General features: G+C 45.6%; 21 protein-coding genes and 1 tRNA gene. 10 read left to right on the top strand and 12 right to left on the bottom strand.

Annotated features, from left to right (window positions below; genetic code table 11):
- On the top strand, nt 1–218 hold a 218-nt coding region (locus E5S67_RS32735), incomplete at its 5' end, for a hypothetical protein (RefSeq protein ID WP_216670728.1).
- Here the strand turns inward: E5S67_RS32735 and E5S67_RS26430 are convergent.
- Nucleotides 200–284: transfer RNA gene (locus E5S67_RS26430), tRNA-Leu, on the bottom strand. The genes E5S67_RS32735 and E5S67_RS26430 overlap by 19 nt on opposite strands.
- 198 nt (nt 285–482) lie before the next feature.
- Between E5S67_RS26430 and ndhL the strand changes: the two genes are divergently transcribed.
- From ndhL to E5S67_RS34890, 6 genes are all read left to right on the top strand, one after another.
- Nucleotides 483–698 carry an NAD(P)H-quinone oxidoreductase subunit L gene (gene ndhL, locus E5S67_RS26425; protein ID WP_172191609.1) on the top strand — a complete coding sequence of 72 codons (216 nt, stop codon included), beginning with the start codon at nt 483–485 and terminating at the stop codon, nt 696–698.
- On the top strand, nt 699–1,004 hold the full coding sequence (locus E5S67_RS26420; protein ID WP_172191607.1) for a DUF3007 family protein: 306 nt from the start codon (nt 699–701) through the stop codon (nt 1,002–1,004).
- Between the two features lie 375 nt (nt 1,005–1,379).
- The gene (gene trpA, locus E5S67_RS26415) at nt 1,380–2,177 is read left to right on the top strand and encodes a tryptophan synthase subunit alpha (protein ID WP_172191605.1); all 798 of its coding nucleotides are present in this window, start codon (nt 1,380–1,382) and stop codon (nt 2,175–2,177) included.
- A gap of 680 nt (nt 2,178–2,857) precedes the next feature.
- Nucleotides 2,858–3,505 carry a DUF6658 family protein gene (locus E5S67_RS26410; RefSeq protein WP_172191603.1) on the top strand — a complete coding sequence of 216 codons (648 nt, stop codon included), beginning with the start codon at nt 2,858–2,860 and terminating at the stop codon, nt 3,503–3,505.
- A gap of 688 nt (nt 3,506–4,193) precedes the next feature.
- Nucleotides 4,194–4,634 (top strand): hypothetical protein, encoded by a 441-nt coding sequence (locus E5S67_RS26405; RefSeq protein WP_172191601.1) that lies wholly within the window; start codon nt 4,194–4,196, stop codon nt 4,632–4,634.
- A gap of 102 nt (nt 4,635–4,736) precedes the next feature.
- Nucleotides 4,737–7,124, top strand: coding sequence for an ATP-binding protein (locus E5S67_RS34890; protein WP_172191599.1), 2,388 nt, complete (start codon nt 4,737–4,739; stop codon nt 7,122–7,124).
- A gap of 574 nt (nt 7,125–7,698) precedes the next feature.
- Here the strand turns inward: E5S67_RS34890 and crn3 are convergent.
- From crn3 to E5S67_RS26360, 8 genes are all read right to left on the bottom strand, one after another.
- Nucleotides 7,699–8,031 carry a CRISPR-associated ring nuclease Crn3/Csx3 gene (crn3, locus tag E5S67_RS26395; protein WP_172191597.1) on the bottom strand — a complete coding sequence of 111 codons (333 nt, stop codon included), beginning with the start codon at nt 8,029–8,031 and terminating at the stop codon, nt 7,699–7,701.
- A 43-nt stretch (nt 8,032–8,074) separates the two neighbouring features.
- Nucleotides 8,075–9,004, bottom strand: a complete 930-nt coding sequence (locus E5S67_RS26390; protein ID WP_172191595.1) for a DUF192 domain-containing protein — start codon at nt 9,002–9,004, stop codon at nt 8,075–8,077.
- Between the two features lie 7 nt (nt 9,005–9,011).
- A complete protein-coding gene (locus E5S67_RS26385; RefSeq protein ID WP_172191593.1) occupies nt 9,012–10,742 on the bottom strand; it encodes an NAD+ synthase in 1,731 nt (576 codons plus the stop codon).
- An 89-nt stretch (nt 10,743–10,831) separates the two neighbouring features.
- Nucleotides 10,832–11,125 carry an isochorismate lyase gene (locus E5S67_RS26380; protein ID WP_172191591.1) on the bottom strand — a complete coding sequence of 98 codons (294 nt, stop codon included), beginning with the start codon at nt 11,123–11,125 and terminating at the stop codon, nt 10,832–10,834.
- 70 nt (nt 11,126–11,195) lie between these two features.
- A complete protein-coding gene (locus tag E5S67_RS26375; RefSeq protein WP_172191589.1) occupies nt 11,196–11,945 on the bottom strand; it encodes an NUDIX hydrolase in 750 nt (249 codons plus the stop codon).
- Complete coding sequence (locus tag E5S67_RS26370; protein ID WP_172191587.1) at nt 11,906–12,505, bottom strand: nicotinate-nucleotide adenylyltransferase; 600 nt, start codon at nt 12,503–12,505, stop codon at nt 11,906–11,908. Before E5S67_RS26370 ends, E5S67_RS26375 begins: the two co-directional genes overlap by 40 nt.
- A 99-nt stretch (nt 12,506–12,604) precedes the next feature.
- Entirely contained in the window at nt 12,605–14,029 is a 1,425-nt protein-coding gene (locus tag E5S67_RS26365) for a nicotinate phosphoribosyltransferase (protein ID WP_172191585.1), read from the bottom strand.
- A 197-nt stretch (nt 14,030–14,226) separates the two neighbouring features.
- Nucleotides 14,227–14,421: a hypothetical protein gene (locus tag E5S67_RS26360; protein ID WP_172191583.1), complete on the bottom strand. Its 195-nt coding sequence runs from the start codon at nt 14,419–14,421 to the stop codon at nt 14,227–14,229.
- A 107-nt stretch (nt 14,422–14,528) separates the two neighbouring features.
- Here E5S67_RS26360 and E5S67_RS26355 point away from each other — a divergent pair, with 107 nt between their 5' ends.
- The gene (locus tag E5S67_RS26355) at nt 14,529–14,678 is read left to right on the top strand and encodes an isochorismate synthase (protein ID WP_172191581.1); all 150 of its coding nucleotides are present in this window, start codon (nt 14,529–14,531) and stop codon (nt 14,676–14,678) included.
- A gap of 147 nt (nt 14,679–14,825) precedes the next feature.
- Here E5S67_RS26355 and E5S67_RS26350 read toward each other — a convergent pair whose 3' ends face one another.
- Complete coding sequence (locus E5S67_RS26350; RefSeq protein WP_172191579.1) at nt 14,826–15,524, bottom strand: diacylglycerol/polyprenol kinase family protein; 699 nt, start codon at nt 15,522–15,524, stop codon at nt 14,826–14,828.
- A 206-nt stretch (nt 15,525–15,730) separates the two neighbouring features.
- On the opposite strand from E5S67_RS26350, the gene E5S67_RS26345 reads away from it, so the two are divergent.
- Together E5S67_RS26345 and E5S67_RS26340 are read left to right on the top strand one after the other, a co-directional pair.
- On the top strand, nt 15,731–16,012 hold the full coding sequence (locus E5S67_RS26345) for a putative quinol monooxygenase (RefSeq protein ID WP_172191577.1): 282 nt from the start codon (nt 15,731–15,733) through the stop codon (nt 16,010–16,012).
- 53 nt (nt 16,013–16,065) lie between these two features.
- Nucleotides 16,066–16,572: a DinB family protein gene (locus E5S67_RS26340; RefSeq protein WP_172191575.1), complete on the top strand. Its 507-nt coding sequence runs from the start codon at nt 16,066–16,068 to the stop codon at nt 16,570–16,572.
- 308 nt (nt 16,573–16,880) lie between these two features.
- Here the strand turns inward: E5S67_RS26340 and bicA are convergent, their stop codons facing one another.
- Nucleotides 16,881–18,554, bottom strand: a complete 1,674-nt coding sequence (bicA, locus tag E5S67_RS26335; RefSeq protein ID WP_172191573.1) for a bicarbonate transporter BicA — start codon at nt 18,552–18,554, stop codon at nt 16,881–16,883.
- A gap of 375 nt (nt 18,555–18,929) precedes the next feature.
- On the bottom strand, nt 18,930–19,877 hold the full coding sequence (locus E5S67_RS26330) for a glycosyltransferase (RefSeq protein ID WP_172191571.1): 948 nt from the start codon (nt 19,875–19,877) through the stop codon (nt 18,930–18,932).
- Between the last annotated feature and the right edge of the window lie 189 nt (nt 19,878–20,066).

Genomic DNA, 20,066 nt, shown 5'->3' with positions numbered 1-20,066 from the left:
TGGTATCATTATTTTTTTGGATAGGCAAGCGTGTAACAACTCTGCTGCCTATCTTTTTTTACCACAAGTTGGCTCAATCCTTACTAACTATGGGTTTGGGGCGGGTCGTCACCCCCCCAGCCGGAAACGATATCAACATTCAACAGTCAACAATCATTCCGGTGCAACCAGAATTGATATCACAAATGATTGAATTTTATGGGGGCGGAGGGACTTGAACCCACACGACCGTTTCGGGTCAACGGATTTTAAGTCCGTAGCGTCTACCATTCCGCCACGCCCCCCTTTGGTCAAGTTGCTGTGGTTTTGAGCCATTAACAACAACAGCCTTTTATTCTACAGCCAAAACCCCAATTTACGCAACCCCTAATCAAAAAATTCCCAAAACTCGCGCTGAATCTCCCCAAGCGGTACAATAGTTAACCAGCTAGCGGAGCGTGTCAACCGACTTACCCGTGTTATTATTCCCCTAAAGCAAATCTATGTATATTACCTTACTGCTTTACGCGGTCTTGGCAGGAACCTACTTCCTGGTAGTACCCGCAGCCACCTACGCTTACCTAAACAGTCGCTGGTACGTCGCTACCTCTTTTGAGCGCGGCTTCATGTACTTCTTGATGTTCTTCTTCTTCCCAGGTATGTTTCTCCTAGCTCCCTTTTTGAATTTTCGGCCCAAACGGCGGCAGATAGAAGCCTAAATGCGACGTATTGACGTAATTGGAATCAGTCTCGGCTTTTTTGTAGCAGGTGGGTTTGTCTACTTGCTACTGCAATTTGCCGGACTCGACAGCATGAATGCAGGGATTTGGAGCCAGTTGTTTTTGGTCGCCGGCTTGATTGGCTGGCTGGTGACTTATTTATTTCGAGCACTGACTCAAAATATGACCTACAGTCAGCAACTGCAAGAGTACAAAGAAGCTGTCTTGCAGAAGCGGCTGGATGAGCTCACTCCTGAAGAATTAGCCAAACTTCAAGCCGAAATTGAACAGGAAAAAGATAATTAGTCAATAGTCCTTAGCCCTCAGTCATTAGTTATTAAGTAGCTGGGTACAAATAAACATTAGATGGGGATGGAGGGTTTTGCACTTGATAACTCTTTTTTATCATAGCTCCTGGCTCAACCCCACCCTACAAGATACGATTGTTTTTTGCGATGACCTACTCAGTCATTAGTAATAAACTCTCTCACTAATGACTGGGGACTGATTTGATGGCTGATATCGCGTCCGGTAAAATAACCGTTATCACGTTTGTAGTGAGGACTGAAGTCCTCGGACTTTTATGAGGGCTGAAGCCCTCACTACAAACGAATTTGATTGCGGTCGATCGAGCGGACATCATATGATGACTGATGACCAATGACTGATGACTAATAACTAATGACTATTTCTAATTGTTTTGAAACGTTGCGCAAGAACCATCAATGTGCATTGATTCCTTTTATTACTGCTGGCGACCCAGACTTGGAGACAACGGCTAAAGCACTGCAAATTTTGGATGATAACGGTGCAGATGCGATCGAGCTTGGCGTTCCCTATTCTGACCCGCTAGCTGACGGGCCAGTGATTCAAGCCGCCGCTACTAGGGCCCTGCAGCGGGGAACGCGGTTAGATTCGGTGCTGGAAATGGTAGCGAAAGTTAGTCCGAATTTGCGATCGCCGATCATTCTATTCACATACTACAACCCGATTTTGTACCGAGGTATAGAAACCTTTTTGCAGCAAATCAAAAGTGCCGGAGTTCAGGGATTGGTTGTACCAGACTTGCCCTTAGAAGAAGCCGACAGTCTCATCCAACCTGCCAACAAATTAGGGATTGAACTAACATTATTAGTTGCTCCGACAAGTCCCAAAAGTCGCATAGAAGCCATCGCTCGGGAGTCTCAAGGATTTATTTACTTGGTCAGCGTCACGGGGGTTACGGGAGTGCGCGAAGGCTTAGAAACACGAGCAAAAGAGTTGCTGCAAGAACTCCGCAGCATCACCGACAAACCCATCGGCGTCGGGTTTGGTATATCGAAACCCGAACACGCTCGCCAAGTCAAAGAATGGGGTGCAGACGCTGCGATTGTTGGCAGTGCTTTTGTCAAACGCTTGGCTGAAGGCACTCCAGAACAGGGTTTAGAGGCGATAGGCAAATTCTGCAAGAGTTTAAAAACAGCCATTCAAAATGTTTAGCAACTGTGCACATACTTTCAGCCATTAGACAGATGTGTGCGATCGAGATGTGCCGTGACAATTGCGATTAAAGACCTTGTTGTACTTGAGATCATACATCCACTGCCTTCTGGTTCCTGACCGGAAGGTTTTTTTTGAGCTTAAAACGCCAAACATCTCAACGTAGTGCGCGCACAGACAACCGAACGCACAGCCAAATAGGGAAATGGAATGGCATTGCCTTTCATCCTGTCAACTTAAGGCAAAATGTAGTGCCAGAATGCTGTTTGACGATTAGGCACAGATCGCCCGGGCGCCCCATTCTTAAGGGTAGAACAGTCCACTCTCTCACAGTCGCCTTTCTTAAGGGGGATGCGAGGCGGAGCTTGCCTCGCGTTAAAGCGAGATTTATCAAAGTTTTCAGGCGATTGTTGATACAAATAGACACAGGGCCTTCTCCGGCGCGGGGAACTGCGACTTTTAATAATTTGTATAAGATTGACAATGGTCGATTGCTTCCTTGTTCCTTCTTGTTTCTTGTTCCTTCTGCTATAACTTGAGGAATGTAACTTGCGATAGATGAAAAGCTCCGGTTTCTATTCCTATACTTAAAAAAGTGTTTAAGTGGCGAATTTTGTAATGCTAGCCATGTACAAAGCCACCAGGCCTTTGAGCATATCACAATAGAAAGGAGCATTTTTATGAAGAGACTAACTGCATTTCTGAAAAAAATTCGAGCTGTACAAATTTTAACAGTGTTTCTGGCTGGCATTTTAGTATTAGTGAGCACGGCCTGCAGCCGCCCTGATGTGACGAGCGGAAAAACTGATGTGACGGCCGGAAAAACTGATGTGATGGCCGCAAAAACTGCCGACAAAGTTAGAGAAGAAGTGCCTTCAGGGGCTATAACTTCCGAATACAAAGGCGGCATGAACGACTACTCCGATGTCGATCCCAGAAACGACAAGATGACAACAACAGAAGCAAAAGCTCAGCTTCTCAAAGAGCAAGCGCAGCACCGCATCGATACCAAATCTAGCAATAATGTAGGCGAAAACGTGCGACGGGTAGGGGACGACGCGCCTGACAAACTCAACCAAGTTGGTGAAAAGGTGAAGGACGATGCTCGCACGGCTCAGCAAAAAGCTGATAACTTTGGTGACAAAACCAAACAAGGCTTTGCTAATCTTAAAGAAAACACTCGCGAAGGCTTGAAGGGAGCAAAAGATATTGTTAAAGAAGCTACCCAGGGAGCAAAAGAAAGAGCAGCAGAGGGTACTGAGTCTCTGAGATATAACACCAGCGGCGGCCAAGAAAATATCAATGATGCAGCACGAGATGCAAGATAGAACGCTGAAGATGCCTCGGACAATATTTCCTAGAAAGTGAATCGGGATATTGACAGAACTCAACAAGTGGCAGACGCGATCGACTAATCTCAAATAACGCTGTTTCCTTCTCTGGAAACTAGATTCCGACAGGGGTTTTAATCCCTGTCGGAATCTAAGTATCTTCCTCTGAAGACGACTGCATATTACGGCATATTACTATTAGATTTCGGTTTTAACCCCTGCGAGGGCTATTAGCCCGGAAGTAGAGTGCAGGACTGATTTCAGCAGAATAAAACTGTCCTGTCTTTTTCTAGGCGGGACTGAAGTGCTACTCATTCCACGACGAGTTTTTTATTATTTGTATAGACTTTTTTTTAAATTTTTAAGCTAAAAATTTTTCCATATCGTAGCGGAAATTTGGGTCGATCGAGCTCTATTAAATTCAATTAATTACAGGTTGTATTTTTACAGAAACCATACTTCCGTGTTTATACGGTCTTTCGCGTTTATTTAACCGCATTTGAGATTAGCAGCAGAAACTTATACGTAAGTAAAAGGATCCAACCCCGCTCGCCAATGTATAAAATATTGTTCGTTAACAGATAATTAGAATTTTAGATCTGACGCTCAAAAATTATGGTGTTTATGCCCTAATATAGATACATTAAGTTTTGTCAAGCTAATGTCGGAGTTGAGGTCAGCCGATATGGACGGAACAGTAGATGTAGTAGATTTGACTGCGCTAATGCCAGGATCTAACCCGATCGCGCAATCGTACACCGATTCTGGAAGGGCTGTCGATCGGGGCGCGCGCCATCTTGACCGGCAACCCGGCTGTAGCAAACTCTTGCAGTTTCGCAACCGGCGGGCGACGGTCAAAAATCTCGATATTCCCGGCACAATTGCTGCGCGCAGTATAAAATCCTACGCCCGCAGTTACGTCTTTGTCGCGGAAATTTTTGGCGGCGCGGTATTCCGAGAAGACGATAGAGTAAAGCAGCCGCCGTTAATTGCATCGCTCGAAATAGTCCTCAAGCGAACAGACATTCTCAACGAACTCGAACGAAGCCCAGTTATTTACAAATATATGAAACCTCCCAATATGGGAATTAATCTTGACAGTCATCTGCGATATTTAGGAGGATAAAATTGAGCCAAAAAAGGCGACGGATTCGGGATATATTCGATCGCTCCGAAGCCACTAGACAGGAAAAACGGATGCAAACCTTATCTTGAGAATTGTGTTTAAATGCTAGTAAAAATGATGCACGACTTTTATGATGCGCTGGCAGATTTGGCAATCTATGCAGATGTCACATCGGCGGAGCGCCAACAAATCCTTAAGCGCGTTGGGGCTAGTCAGAAAAAACTCAAAGAATTCGCGCACCATACCCCGCTCAATTACCAGCACAAGTTCGATCTGGTTGAGGCAGAATTGCTCCGCGTTTTGGGCCAGACAGCAGAAGCAATGGAACTGTACGATCGAGCTATTACCGGAGCTAAAGCTAACGAATATTTGAATGAAGAAGCTCTTGCCTGCGAACTAGCTGCTAAGTTTTACCTGTCATTGGGAAGAGAAAAAATTGCGCGAGTCTACATGATAGATGCCTATGATTGCTATGTCCGCTGGGGAGATAAAGCCCAAATAGACGACTTAGAAAAACGCTATCCTCAATTGTTAAAACCAATTTTAGAACCCGCAAAAATATCTGCAAATCCATTGGCAAATTTTCCAACACCTGCTGGCCAAAATCAATCGCTTCATCCGTCTGTTTCGGCGAGCGTCTCAGATTTCGGAAATTTTTCAAGTCTGCTAAAAGCTTGTCAAGCCCTCTCTAGAGAAATTCAGCTCGATCGACTAATTGCCAAACTGATGCAACTGGCGATGACAAATACAGGATCGGACAAAGCAGTGCTGATTTTGCCAAACGGCAATCAATGGGAAATCGCTGCTACAACCGCGATCGACAATTATGGAGTCGATCGGGCGATCGACTTATCATCCGCAACAGTCAATGAAAACAGCGAGATATTGCCCCTCAAAATTGTTGACTGCGTTAAAAACTTGTTGAAACCTGTGATTGTGCGGGACATCGCTCAAAAATGTGATTGGGATTCCGACTCCTACATTCTCAAATACGAACCGCAGAGCGCGTTGTGTTGGCCGATTCTCGATCGAGGCAACTTAGTCGGCATTTTGTATCTGGAAAATCGGTTAACCGCAGGAGTTTTTACCCGAGATCGCCTGCAACTTCTCAATCTCCTGTGTTCTCAGGCAGCCATCTGTTTGCAAAATACTCTGCTGTATAAAAAATATCAGGATTACAACCAACAATTAGAGCGATCGCTAGCAAAATTTACCCAAACCGAAGCTCAGCTTGCCGATCAAAAACAAATGCTCCAAGCGATTATTGATGTCGCTCCGATTTGGATTTGGATGGTTAATCTCAGCGGTAAAGTACAGTTTTTGAACGAGACATTTTCTCAAAATATGGGCGTGCCTGTGAGCGCTTTCCTAGCTGTCGATCATTACAAAGATCTAATGGGGGAGGATGCAGCGGGCTGTATGGTTTCAGATGCCGCCTGCCTTGCCCAAGATTTGCCGCATTACTCCAGCGAAACTTTCAAATTTGTTGACGGCAAACTACACTACTTAGAAATCACTAAAGTGCAGCTAAAAAATTGCCAGGGTGAGACGATCGGGATTATTGGTTTAGGTGTTGATGCGACCGATCGCAAGCGAGCAGCGGAACTTTTGCAAGAGCAAAATCAACAGCTCGAAGAAACTTTAAAAGATTTACAGCAAGCGCAACTGCAACTCGTTCAAAATGAAAAAATGTCTGCTTTGGGCAATTTAGTCGCTGGAGTCGCCCACGAAATTAACAATCCGATTGGGTTTATTTCTGGCAATTTAAATGAAGCTAAAAGGAGTTTAGAAGATGTGATAGAACACTTAAAATTGTATCGCTCCGCTGCACCGAAATCGGAAATGGCAGACCACGCCGAAGAGATAGACCTCGATTATCTTTTGGAAGATTTACCGAAGATGATTGATTCAATGCAAGTCGGGTGCGATCGCATTTGCAGCATCAGCACCAGTTTGCGTACCTTCTCCCGAGGCGATAAAGACTACAAAGTTCCTTTTAATATTCACGAAGGCATTAATAGCGCTATTTTAATTTTAAAACACCGCCTCAAAGCAAACGAATACCGTCCGCAGATTGAAGTGATGACTAAATACGGCAATCTTCCTAAAATCGAATGTTTTCCCGGTCAATTAAATCAAGTTTTCATGAACCTGCTTGCCAATGCGATCGATGCCTTAGAAGAGTCAAATTTAGGACGCAGTTTTACTGAAATTGCGGCCAATCCCAACCGCATCACAATTTGCACTGATGTAATGGGCGAAGCGCACATTAAAATTAAAATTGCTGATAACGGCACCGGGATGAAAGAGGAAGTGAAACAGCAGATATTCGACCATTTGTTCACGACCAAAGGTGTCGGCAAAGGAACTGGATTGGGGTTGGCAATTGTCCACCAAATTGCGGTAGAAAAACATGGCGGAAGTATCGAGGTGAATGCGGAACTAGGAATTGGCACTGAGTTTGCGATCGTTTTGCCTGTCAAAGGATAAATTTTCATTAAAATTAAGTCAGGACTTAGGCACAGACACTATCTGTAGGGTGCGAAGCGTGCACCTTACCTCCACAAATAGTGTAAAAATTGCTCTCTTGCGCAAGTCCTATAAATGTTTCTTTGTGGGCGAGTGCGGGTATTAGTCCTGCACGCATACTGACTGATGAAAACGGGTTTCTTCGTATATTTCTCGTTACTAGACGCAAAAATTCGTATAAACTGGGAATCAGCGCCCATACGGGAACCCTGAAAGTCTCCGAAGTGTTGTTATAGTTAAACTTAAAGGTTTTTTGGGCGATCGCGCGATACTAAGTAGGTTATTACTCACATCTTGCACCATTCTCAATAATCCTTTTAGGGCGCGCAGGATGCCCACCCCACCCAAAAATTGAATTATTGTGGAACAGGTCGGAAAGCCTGTTCTTGAGAATCGTGCAACATAGGAGTTATTACAAATAAAAATTACATAGGGACAGGGCGGATTGATAAATATTGTGGATATGTGAATCAAAGATTGTTGGTAAAACCCGCCCCTACAAATCTTACGGTTAATTTACCCAACACAATCTAATTTAATCACTCGGTAAACTCAATTTTAATACCTGTCCAACTGATACCTCGTGCTTGTGCGTCGCTACTACCACCGCACCTTCTAATCGCGGATCGTAACATCCAACCCAAGCCGCAGGATGGCATTCGTGCACTAAATACCCGTACAGCCAAATCGCTCCTCTACCTTCAATGACAATTCCTTGGCTGAATTGAACATTTTGAGGAAGTTTCAAACCTTGTAAATCATCGGGTGTGATAATACCGTCTTGAGTTGTAATCCGCAAGCGCAAATGTTGGTAAGCTAAACCGTCTTGAGTTTGATTGGGGATTATTTTTAATTCAATAGGGTTCATTGGATGCAAAAAAGTTAAATGCTGCGATAAAATCATATACCTTTTAGGGCAAATTGGGAATCCGATCGCCCACTTTCAATCCCAATTGGGCTGCCCTTCCGCCTTTGAGTTCAATAACTCCGTCAACGGGAACATCCGGGCCGTAGTTGGGGCAGGTTTCGCTCAAACACGGCGGTACGTTAGGAATTATCGCCTGCACTACGCCTTCCCGCAGAAAAACCATATCGAGTTCAATCAACACGTTTTTCATCCAAAAACGCACGTTTCGCGCGGGTTCGATCGGGAAAAACATTCCCCTGTCGTCCGGTAATTCTGTCCGAAACATTAAACCTGTGGCTTGTTCTTGGGGAGTTTGCGCCACTTCCAGTCCGATCGCGCGATCGGCTACGATCGTGTTAACAGAAATTGGCAAAAGCTGACCCCTATCTATTCCGCCAAACAGCGATATAAAGTTTGATTCCGTCAGATTAGAATTTCCCGAAACAACTCCTAAATAATTACCAGAGTTTTTATCTTTCATAACAGTTTGGTTGTCGAAAACAGAAAGATCCAAATCGCTAAACTTCATGCCTTCTGTCAAGACAATTTTATCATTGCCGTTGCCAAAATCTGTAATTATATCAGCTTCTGTAATAGTAGATGCGACGGCGGTTCTTTCAATCACAAATAAATCATCGCCCGCGCCTCCTGTCAAGATATCCCCGCTTTCGCCGCCTGTTAGCAAATCGTTACCCCGATCGCCAAACATCCAATCGGAGTCTTGTCCTCCATAGATTGTATCGCTTCCCTGACCGCCAGACAGTGTATCAGCGCCTTCATTTCCTGCTAGCAAGTCATTTTCCCGATCGCCAAAAATTCGGTCGTTTCCCCCCAAACCTTGAACAGTATCATTACCCGCAAATCCTCTAATCGTATCGTTGCTGAGAGTTCCCAGGAGAAAATCGAAGCCGAAACTACCGTCGATGTTAACCATTTTGCGTTTAATAAGAGGAAACTTTGGCAATCGGCATCCGCCAACCGGTACCAAAAGCTCGATCGCTAATTTTCAAACCCGGGGCTGCTTGTCGCCGTTTAAACTCCGCTTGCCTCACTAATTTTACTACACGTTTAACCACCGCTTCATCGTGTCCGGCAGCGATAATTTGTTGGGCAGATTCGTGATTTTCGATCGACCGCTGCAATATGTCATCTAAAACATCGTAATCCGGCAAAGAATCTTGGTCAATTTGTCCTGGTTTCAGTTCAGCACTAGGCGCTTTACTAATAATATTAACCGGAATAATTTCCTTTCCCAACTCTGCCTGATTTTTGATATTCTCACTCCCATAATTCAGCCACCGACAAAGCGAATAAACGCGGGTTTTCGGGACATCAGAAATCACCGCCAATCCCCCATTCATATCGCCGTAGAGAGTGCAGTAACCCACCGCCATTTCCGACTTATTGCCAGTCGAAAGCAGCAAATGTCCGAACTTATTAGAAATTGCCATCAACAGATTGCCTCGAATCCGCGATTGAATATTTTCCTCAGCAATTCCGAAAGGTGTGTTGACAAACAAATTGGCGAGAGTGCGATCGTAAGTTTTCATCAAATCGCCGATCGGCAATAGTTCGATCGCAACGCCCAGATTTCGGGCTAATTCCAAAGCATCATTAACCGAATGATCCGAACTGTAAGGAGAAGGCATCAGCACCCCTAGAACATTTTCGGGCCCGATCGCGCAACTGGCGATCGTCGCCACCAAAGCCGAATCTATCCCGCCGCTCAAACCGAGTACAACCTTAGAAAAACCGCACTTGCGAACATAATCTCGCACTCCCAAAACCAAAGCAGCCCAAATTTCTGCATCTCCCTCGGCAGGATAAAAACTCAACGGCGCCGCCTCAATTCCTGCTGCATTTTGCTGATTGCTGCCCACTAAATCTTGTTTAGCTGCGTCATATTCCAGCACCGCAAAATCAGTTTCAAAAGAAGCTAATACCTGAATCAAATCACTCTTTCGATTCACAGCAAAACTGCTGCCGTCAAAAATAATGTCGTCATTTCCCCCTATTTGATTAGCGTAAATAATTGGTATTCCGCAGCGGATAACGCTGTGCTGCAACATCGCCGATCGCACTCCTCGCTTCCCCGCACAGTAAGGCGATGCCGACAAATTCACTACTAAATCTACGCCCAATTTTGCCAAATCGGAAACAGGATCGCCCGCGTAACTGCGTTTACCCCAAAACTCCTCATTGTTCCACAAATCTTCACAAATTGTCACGCCGATTTTGGCTTCGCCAATAGAAAAGTAATTGCTGTTTTCTCCCGGTTCAAAATATCTATCTTCATCAAATACATCATAAGTAGGCAACAAGCGTTTATGAAAAACTTTTTTAACAGCACCATTTTGCAACAAAACAGCGCTGTTAAACAATGATTTTCCGCCGAGTTGAACAGCATTAGCATTAGGTACGGCAGTGCCGACTATGACTGCCAACTTCGGCGGCAAAGCTTGCGCCAGTTGCTGCAACTGTGCGCCTGCGGCTGCAATGAAACTCGGATCTATCAACAAATCGCGCGGCGGATAACCGATCAGGGAAAGTTCCGGTGTTAGCAATAAGTTTGCGCCCTCAACCTCCGCTTTTTTGGCAGCCTCCAGAATTAGGTTGGAGTTGCCAAAGATATCACCAATAGTAGGGTTGAGTTGTGCGATCGCAATTTTCATATTACCTGCATCACTACCATAAATATTGCTAACAGTCCGCCCGCGCGGACTCGATTTCCTATAGTCCTAGATTTGAATATAGGGAAACATTACTCAGATTTGTAATGTTTCAATTCTTCCTCAATATAATAATTTACCAAATCCCGGTAAATATTTTCAACCACATCAGGATTCAAACCCGATTCTAAAGCCCACTCGCGCCGCTGCTGTAACATAGCATGAAAGCGATCGGGCGCTCTAACGCCAGCTTCACTTGTTTTGAACCTTGCTGCCGCGACGACGTATTTAAATCTCTTGCTCAAAGCGTCGATCACTTCTCGATCTATGATATCAATTTCCTCCCGAACTTCGTTAATATTAGCGCATTCATCTGGGTCTTTCATCGCCGGCACTCCTTAATAGCTTCTATTCTAATGTTACTCAATTGATCCCCGAATGTCATCCAAGGAACAGCTAGATAAACACCAGCGGCTTATTTTTGAAAGGAGCAAAAGCTGCCGCATCAAAGCGGTACAAACTAGCAGGGCGGCCAGCCCCCCGCGAAACCTTAACACCGGTATCGAACAAAAAACCCAATTTTAACAATCGAGATCTAAAATTAGAATAATCAGAAAAACTTTCTCCCAAAATAGTTGTATACAATTGATACAAATCGCTCAAAGTAAAAAGTTCCGGCAAAACTTCAAAAGCTACCGGACTGTATTCAAGTTTGTTGCGCAGTCGCCGGTATCCGTATTCGAGAATTTGATTGTGATCGAAAGCCAGCTTAGGAACTTGTTGCACGGGATACCAAGCAATGCCGCCGACGCGGTGGCCGACACCCGCCACTACACTTCCAGCAATTAACTCAGCTTCCTCAAAGCGAACCAAAGCAAAATAACTCACCGAAAGATAGCGATCGCCCCTGGTAAATTCCCGAGGATCGCGCCCCGGTTCCCCAAAAGTATAAAGTTGCTCCAGATACAGATTTTTCACCCGAATTTTCTCAGACAAAATCCGGTAAGCTGCATTTTCAAGAGACTCTCCGTGCCGCACCAAAGTACCGGGAAGACTCCAAGAATCGATAAACGGTTCGTCTTGCCGCATTACCAACAGCACCAACAAGCGGTTCTGCACGGCATCGACGGAAAAAATAACATTATCTACTCCTACTTTAAAGTCAGCTAATGAGCAACCTTCGCCCTTTTTTGTGCCTCGTGCCATGCGTACAAATGCTCCCTATTGATGTAATCTTCGATGGTCGGAGTCAAAGCTTCCCTGTCTCCTGTTTCCCGATAAGAGGTAGAAGAAACATTGGGAGCACTCAAAGATGCGATCGCCACCTCTGCACCCATCCGCCTCAACTGCCACAAATCTAATTGTTCTGACGGATAACCCGGTCGCGGTACTATCAGCAACTCCACTTGTTTTAACAATTCTTCAAATTTGTACCAGCGAGACAGTTGCCCCACCAAGTCCGAACCTATTACCAGCGTCAAATCTGCATCCGGCCACAGCAATCTTGCTTGTTCCACAGTTTCTAGAGTCCTCGGACTGCTGAGTTCTGGATGCAAGCAAAGATTGTGTCTCGGCGAATTAATTTCTTGAATGATTAACAGCAGCATTGCCGATCGGTGTTCTAGAGAAGTTTGGTGCGACTTAAAAGGATTGTCCGACGCCCAAACTGCTACCCAATCAAAATTTTGGGAAAGCCAATTCAGGATAGTTTTGTGTCCCGCTGTAGGCGGATCGGCACTGGTTCCAAAAAGAGCAATCTTCTGCATAGGTAATCGGTAATATCGTTAATAGTTAATGGGGAATTGTTGACTGTTGACTGTTGACTGTTGACTGCTGACTACTGACTACTGACTTCAATCTAAAATCTAAAATCTAAAATCTAAAATCGATTGACTCTTTTTCGTTTTTTGAGTGAGACTCTGCAAATCTGTAGAAATTTCCACCGGCGGCGAAATCGGGTTGTCAATTTGCCGAGTTTCGGCTCGAAGACTGGCGACAGAAGCAGCAGTTCGTTTGGCGATATCCTCCAAACTTTCCTGGTTCTGCACTCGTTTCCCATCCTTGACAACCAACTCCATTAATGGTAAGTGAGAATCGCAATTGTGAATAAATTCCCCGGACAATCCCAAACAATCTCCGAGAATTTGCCCATTTTCAATATGTCTAAAAATTTGCTTTCTTCCTGGATATGTTACCTTGCCGCTTGCCTCTTTCATCACCGGAATTCCGTCAATTTCCACCAACTTATAAACACCGTTCACAGGCGAACCGCTCACCAATTTCGTCCCCAAACCGTAACCATCAATGCAAGCGCCGCTACTTTTTAATTTAGCAATTTCTCGATCGTCCAAATCGCCGCTAGCAAAAATTGGAACGCCCGGAAGGATCGATCGCACTTCCCGAGACAGCACCGCCAAATCGCCCGAATCCAGCCGCACGCCTTCCAACTGCATTTCACCGCTGTTTACTCGATCGGCCAACATCCGCGCCGCCGCCACAGTATCGTAAGTATCGATCAGCAGCGGCGCCCCCGGAAAACAGCGGTGAAAAGCTGCAAACGCCTCATTTTCGCTACCTTCTAGAGCCGCCACAGCCATTACCAAAGCATGAGCCATAGTACCTACAGGTTTGCGGCCCAACTTCAAAGCAGCCAAAACATTAGAAGTTCCGTCGAACCCAGCAGCCAGAGCCGCCCTAGCCGCCCACACAGCAGCTTGAGGCCCAAAAGCCCTGCGCGTCCCGAATTCCAGCAATTTAGCATCCGGGCCCGCGACATCCCGCAGCCGCGCAGCCCGAGTCGCAATCAAAGTTTGATAATTTATCGCATTCAACAAATAAGTTTCCACCAACTGAGCCTGCCACAGAGGAGCCTCAATGCGCAGCAGCGGCTCGTTGGCAAACACCGCCGTCCCCTCCGGCACCGCCCAAACATCGCCAGTAAAGCGGGCTGTGGCGAGTAGAGTCCAAAATCGCTCCGGGGCACCTGCAAAAATCCCAGTGGACTGCAAAGTCTCAATTTGCGCCGGAGAAAACCGAAATTTCTCCAGATAGTCGATAACTTGAGCCAAGCCCATCGCGATCGCGTAGCCAAAACCCTCTGGCAACCTGCGCGCGAACAACTCAAAACTCGCAGCCCGCCCGTCAAGCCCTTCCCCAACGTAACAAGCCGCCATCGTTAGCTGGTAGAGATCTGTTAAAAGGCTGTAATCTGCTGAGGAAACCGTCAGTTCTCGATCTTCTTGGATTTCTTCAAAATTTTTGAGGTGCAGGCTCTCAGTGGTAGTTTTCATAAGAAAAACCCCGAACAAATTTCTTTGTCTTAATTATAGTGACTAATACCATATCTTTTTGTAAATTTTTGATAAAGATGGCAGATATTTCTCTGAAGAATTCCTTGAATACGGCGCTGATTAGCATATTTTAGGTTTTTGAGGCACGAATATTATGGTAGAATCCATAAAAATACCTAATTTAACAAACTCAGGAATTAACCGCAAACACTCAAGCGTTCCAGGTTTTTTACGAAAATATCTGGTGGCAGTCCTCGAACCGAGTTAGAAAACCCGGTTTCTGAGCGTCGGGAGTGCGATCGCCACTGCATGAGTTGAGCAAGGAAAAATCTACCAGCAAAAGGTCGATCGCCCACAAATGCGTAATTCCTAAAACCTTCAGCTTGCTTCAATGTTGCAGACCAATAAGTAATTCAAATAAATATTACTAAAGCCATCCACAGCCAAAAATCTGAGTAATATTAGAAGTATCAGAACTCAGATAAGAGAGGCAGATTCTATGAATCTTTCTAAATCTTTGACAAACGCGATGCGTTACGTTTCGGAAGCAGCAGTGCGGATTTTTAGCCCCAGCGATGACAACTATCCCAATAGTGGAGTTCAACCTTTTGAAGGCAAGCTCTCCAAAAGCTCTAAATCGAGAAAATGAGCAGCCATTCAGGCAGTTTATAGCGAGTTCGGCACAGATATTTTGTTTAACAGTCAAGAGTTAATTATTAACTGTTGACTGTTAACCGTTGACTGTCAATAGTAATTGTAGCTTTGGTTCCACTTCGTTCTACCCAACCTACAATTATCAATTACCAATTACCCAAAATTGATTTAGGAAAAAGGCGATCGCAGCACTGCCGATCGGCACGCTCAAATTGTCAATTCCCCACTTAGAAACCGACTCTAAAGTAGCAGCAGCCAAAGCCACAACAGCAGACACCGCCCAAGTTTGCCAAACGGCGCCTTGAACCGCCAGCAAAATTAAACTGCTAACAGCAAAACTCACCAAATACATAGTTGCAGAACCTTCCCAACTCTTCTGCATTCCCCAAACTCGATAAATATGTTTGCCGTATTTCTGGCCGATGACAGCAGCTAATCCGTCGCCCCAAGTCATCACTAAAATGCCCAAAGCAGCGTATTCCTGACGTTCCAGCGGCCAAAACCAAGCTACAAGAACGCTGATACTAACAGCATAGAAAAAAGTCCCCATACTCTTCCGGTTGATACTGTTAAGACTGGGCAAAATCGGAACTTGGTAAGAAATTAGGGCGATCGCACCTGCTAAAATTCCCGCCGAAATCCCCACCCAACCGGGTATTTCCAGCCACCACGCCAGCAAAATCACATTTCCAGTACCGATGTGCACCACCTTCCGCGATACCTCAGCATCGACAGAAGTAAAGCGATTTAAGCCCTCAGCTACCAGTAAAATCAAGCCCAGCCAGACTCCCACGAGGGAAATTTGCAGCCACACAGTCGGAACTTCAGCAAATATAGACACGATATTTAGGAAAAACTTATTTACATCAGGCACTGTTTACTACTTTAGTGGAAAGCGCGATCGCTCTGTTCGGTGTTGGCAGGATTTTCTACCGTCACTACGGTATAATTTAGTCGCTCTCCTGTGCTCGGCTTTGGAGATAAAGTGAGTTAGTCTAATCAAATTAGTCGTTTGAAGTTTTGAGAGGCTCAAAGAAGCTGATTACTATGCAGTATGTCTTAATTATTCATGAAGTAGAAAACTATGAAGCTTGGAAACAGGTATTTGATAATGCTGAAAGCATCCGAAAAGAAGCTGGCGAGCGCTCCTATCAAGTCTTGAAGTATCACAATGAACCCAACAAAATTGTTCATTTCTCCGCGTGGACATCAATCGCAGATGCTAGGGCGTTTTTTGAGTCGCCTAGACTGGTTAAAATTAGAAAAGAAGCCGGAGTTCAAGCTCCTGAGTTTATTTATCTAGACCAATTAGAGTCAGGAGTATTGTGAAAGACCTATTTGTATAATGTAAGTTATTCAAACTATGTGGTTAAGTTTTGAGTATGTACGACGGTAGCTACTACCAGCTAATGGCTGAGTACAATTGCTGGATGAATCAAAAAATATATTCTGTCTGCTCGGCAATTCCTGATGAACAGCGCAAACAGGATATGGGTGCCTTTTTCAAGTCTATTCATGGCACTTTGAATCACTTACTGTATGGTGACAAAGCATGGATGGGTCGTTTCACTCTTCACCCATTTTCTGTAGCCGTTATCGGTCAAGAACTGTATGCTGAATTTGAGGTTTTGAGAGCAGAACAGGAGACAATGGATCGGCAAATTATAGAATGGTCTACAAACCTTAATTCTGACTGGTTGAGTCAACCGTTTGAGTACACAAGCAATGTAGATGGTAAATGCCGCGTGCTACCAACTTGGATTCTGGTGACACATATGTTCAATCATCAAACTCACCATAGAGGACAAATTACCACACTGCTCAAACAACTTGGCTACGACCCAGGCGCTACAGATATTCCGTGGCTACCCGCTATATCATTCGGATAATTTCTGCTTGTAAAACGACACGCCAGAAGACTGGGCGATTAAAACCTCCTCTATACTTGCCTCTCGTCCCAGCAGAGGGGGACTGAAGAAAATCAATAATTCATATCAATTATGGTTGCAGGAGCGAGATGATTGTTGACTGTTGACTGTTGGCTGTTGACTAAAATTATGCTTTCGAGCTGACTGTTTGGACATTTGAACAATACCTATGCAACCGGAAACGAGATGAAAGGAGCGATCGAGCCATAAAAATAGCAGGAGAAACTGGCACTCCTGCTAACGAACTATTTCGGCGAATTCGCGCCTTGTTACGCCGCCACTCCCAAGGGGATGCCTTTGCTGTCAACCACAGCGACTGCTTGTCGCAAGGCTGCGGTACGATCGCTCATGACATGCTCTGGCGCGATCAGATCCAACAATCCCAACTTCTGCAAGCGCTGCTGAATTTTCTCGCTGGCACCGACGATGTAAACCTGCAAACCCTTATCGCTGGCATCGCGAATCGCATTTTCGATCGCCAGCGAAGCCGTTACCCCCAGCATGGGCACAGCAGTCAGATCTATCACCAAAGCATCCGCATCCTTCATAGCATTGTGTTCGCGGGCAATCGCCTTCGACAACCCAAAAATCATCGGGCCGCTCAAGCAGAACAGCAACACGCGCCCCCTACCCCGATCCAAGAGTTGCTTTTCCTCCTGACTGAGGATCGCATCATCATCCGTATCGGAAATCAGCTTCACTCCCGCAGACTGCATACTACTCAACCGTTCGATCGTCAGGATATTAGCAATAAAGACGCCCACACCCACCGCGACAATCAGATCCACAAACACAGTCAAAAGCATTACCCCGTACATGATCAGGGAACCCTTAACAGATACTTTGTGCGATCGTTTCAGGAAACTCCAGTCAAGAATATCAATCCCCACCTTCAGCGCAATCCCCGCCAACACCGCCATCGGAATCGGTTCAGTTAACCTCGCCGCCCCCAAAACCACCACCAGCAACACCAAGGCCCGAGTTAAACCCGACAACGCCGAAGTCGCGCCTGTTTGGATATTGACCACAGTTCCCATCGTTGCCCCGGCGCCCGGTAAGCCACCGCAGATCCCCGATACGATGTTGCCAATCCCTTGACCGATCAACTCCTTATCGGACTTGTGCTCGGTCCGCGTTAGACTGTCCGCCACCACCGCCGTCAGCAAGGTATCGATACAGCCCAGCATCCCCAGCATCACCCCATCCACAAACATCACCGTGAGTTGACCGGCGGAAAAAGTCGGCAATTGCAACGGGGGCAGTCCCACCGGAATTTCGCCAATCCGGCGAATATCCGCCCCCTGAAACACAGTCAGGGAAATTACCGTGCCGACAATCAGCGCTATCAATTGCGGGGGCACGATTTTCTTCACCTGTTTGGGCATCAGGAAAATAATTGCCACCGTCAAGACACCGAGAATTGCTTCCGGCGGATTTATGTTTGCCAGCAACTGCGGAATTGCCATAAAAGTGCCCAAAACACCGCCCTTGGGAGGGGCTTGACCCAGAAAGGGTGCAATTTGCAGAATGATCAAAATCACGCCAATTCCCGACATAAAGCCGGAAATCACGCTGTATGGCATCAGGGTGACGTATTTCCCTAGCTTGAAAATACCAAAGATGATTTGAAACAACCCCGCCAGCATCACAACGGTAAACGCCATTGCTAGCCCTTGTTCGGGATTGCTGGCGGTGAGTGAGGCGACGATCGCAGTCATCACCACAGTCATCGGTCCGGTGGGTTCAGAAATCAGTGTTGGGGTGCCGCCAAACAGCGCCGCAAAGAAGCCAACGCAAATGGCACCGTACAGTCCCCCGATCGGCCCGATTCCAGAAGCGACCCCGAAGGCGAGGGCCAGGGGCAGCGAGACAATGGCAGCCGTGACACCGCCGAAGATGTCGCCCTTGAGGTTATTAAAACGAATCTGATTAGTTATTGACATGAGTACTGCATTAATAAACTAGACAGAATTTAACAATGCTGACTTTGATTCCTTCACCCAGTGTCAGGGCAAAAGTTTTCCCTAATCGCCTGACAGATAGCACAAGCAGGGCAGACCCAAGGAAAGGTCTGTACTCGTGCCCGGTCGATGTCAAACTCGTAAATACTTAATAATTTTTCAGTATTTCTTAATTTCTTAATTTAATGTAAAACGTGTCCGATCGAATTTTTATTTTTTCCGCGGACTTTCTCAACGATCCCGGCAAGTGCTCGATCGAGCCAAATCTGAGCAAATCTCAAGGCCAAATAAAACCCCGTACTCTAATTGAAATTAATATATTATCCGCTGCTGATAGTTAATAATTCTTATTGATGGTTACTTCATCAACTCTCGCACCAACTCAAATGCCCTTGGACGCAACTCGACGGGCAGCAGCGACAATCCCAAACCCGCCCACATTTTCGCCTCAGAAACAGACTTTCCAGCTCGCACCATCGATCGCCCTTTTGCAGTTTCACCAACCTCAATCAGCCGCAAACCCAGCGCTAATTGAGTTTCTGCAATCCTTTTGAGCCTGACTGTTTCCAACTTCTCGGAATCAAATTCGTAGCCGAGTAAATAGCGCAATTTATCACTCAAATACGGAATTGCCCGATCGACTCCTTGCTGTCCAGCATGAACTCGATACTCCATCAACAGCTCCGGCAAGTAATAGCACTTTTTGCCAGCAATCGCAAGTCTGACAAACAAATCGTTATCTTCGCAATTTTGCAAATTCGGCCGCAGAAATCCCACTTCTTCCAGCGCGCGGCGGCGAAACAAAGTTGCCCCTATTTGCAAACTTTGTCTCACAAAAACTGTGGAGAGCAAATCTTCAATAATTCCAGGCGACAACTCAGTGCGGCCCCACCGCTGCGAATTGAGTTTCGTCTGGTTTTCGTCAATATAATTGTTAATGTCGATCACCCAGTGATCGGTACTGACAAAATCGATGCTGCGGTCTTTATCTAAAATAGCAGATGTCCGCTCTAGAAATTGCGCGCTCAGGCGATCGTCATCGTCAAACTTGATAAAATATTCGCCCCTTGCCGCCGCAAAGCCCGATCGCATATTATTACTTTTGCCGATATTCTGCGGGTGTCGAATGTAGCGAATCCCGCGATCCACAAATTCCGACATTAACAACGGAGTGCTGTCAGTTGAGCCGTCATCGCAGACAATTAATTCAAAATCTGTATAAGTTTGATCTAGCACGCTGGCGATCGCACAAGCCAGCAGATGCACTCGATTGCAAGTAGGAATGCAAACGCTAATTTTCGGCACTAACTTAGACCATTTTAGATTTTAGATTTTAGATTTTAGATTTTAGATTGCGGACAAATGAAGACAATCATTGATTTTATTGTATTTTTAATATCTCCTATAGCGATCGCAAATCATTCGTAAATGAATTAAGGGTTCGAGCGAGCAGCAGTTCCATTGAGTGTTGGTTCAAAAATACCAAATTTGTGT

Origin of the sequence: Microcoleus asticus IPMA8 (assembly GCF_013179805.1) — a bacterium.
Lineage (GTDB): Bacteria > Cyanobacteriota > Cyanobacteriia > Cyanobacteriales > Microcoleaceae > Microcoleus > Microcoleus asticus.
The sequence above is the reverse complement of the archived record's forward strand: the minus strand, read 5'-3'. Positions and strand labels throughout refer to the sequence as shown.

Excerpts from the sequence above, each read along its gene's own strand:
- E5S67_RS26370 (WP_172191587.1), bottom strand. The coding sequence starts at position 12,505 with ATGCAGAAGATTGCTCTTTTTGGAACCAGTGCCGATCCGCCTACAGCG.
- crn3 (WP_172191597.1), bottom strand. The coding sequence starts at position 8,031 with ATGAACCCTATTGAATTAAAAATAATCCCCAATCAAACTCAAGACGGT.
- E5S67_RS26390 (WP_172191595.1), bottom strand. The coding sequence starts at position 9,004 with ATGGTTAACATCGACGGTAGTTTCGGCTTCGATTTTCTCCTGGGAACT.
- E5S67_RS26385 (WP_172191593.1), bottom strand. The coding sequence starts at position 10,742 with ATGAAAATTGCGATCGCACAACTCAACCCTACTATTGGTGATATCTTT.
- bicA (WP_172191573.1), bottom strand. The coding sequence starts at position 18,554 with ATGTCAATAACTAATCAGATTCGTTTTAATAACCTCAAGGGCGACATC.
- E5S67_RS26375 (WP_172191589.1), bottom strand. The coding sequence starts at position 11,945 with ATGGCACGAGGCACAAAAAAGGGCGAAGGTTGCTCATTAGCTGACTTT.
- E5S67_RS26410 (WP_172191603.1), top strand. The coding sequence starts at position 2,858 with ATGAAGAGACTAACTGCATTTCTGAAAAAAATTCGAGCTGTACAAATT.
- E5S67_RS26340 (WP_172191575.1), top strand. The coding sequence starts at position 16,066 with ATGTACGACGGTAGCTACTACCAGCTAATGGCTGAGTACAATTGCTGG.
- E5S67_RS26365 (WP_172191585.1), bottom strand. The coding sequence starts at position 14,029 with ATGAAAACTACCACTGAGAGCCTGCACCTCAAAAATTTTGAAGAAATC.
- trpA (WP_172191605.1), top strand. The coding sequence starts at position 1,380 with ATGACTATTTCTAATTGTTTTGAAACGTTGCGCAAGAACCATCAATGT.
- E5S67_RS26380 (WP_172191591.1), bottom strand. The coding sequence starts at position 11,125 with ATGAAAGACCCAGATGAATGCGCTAATATTAACGAAGTTCGGGAGGAA.
- E5S67_RS26420 (WP_172191607.1), top strand. The coding sequence starts at position 699 with ATGCGACGTATTGACGTAATTGGAATCAGTCTCGGCTTTTTTGTAGCA.
- E5S67_RS26345 (WP_172191577.1), top strand. The coding sequence starts at position 15,731 with ATGCAGTATGTCTTAATTATTCATGAAGTAGAAAACTATGAAGCTTGG.
- E5S67_RS34890 (WP_172191599.1), top strand. The coding sequence starts at position 4,737 with ATGCTAGTAAAAATGATGCACGACTTTTATGATGCGCTGGCAGATTTG.
- E5S67_RS26405 (WP_172191601.1), top strand. The coding sequence starts at position 4,194 with ATGGACGGAACAGTAGATGTAGTAGATTTGACTGCGCTAATGCCAGGA.
- E5S67_RS26355 (WP_172191581.1), top strand. The coding sequence starts at position 14,529 with ATGAATCTTTCTAAATCTTTGACAAACGCGATGCGTTACGTTTCGGAA.
- ndhL (WP_172191609.1), top strand. The coding sequence starts at position 483 with ATGTATATTACCTTACTGCTTTACGCGGTCTTGGCAGGAACCTACTTC.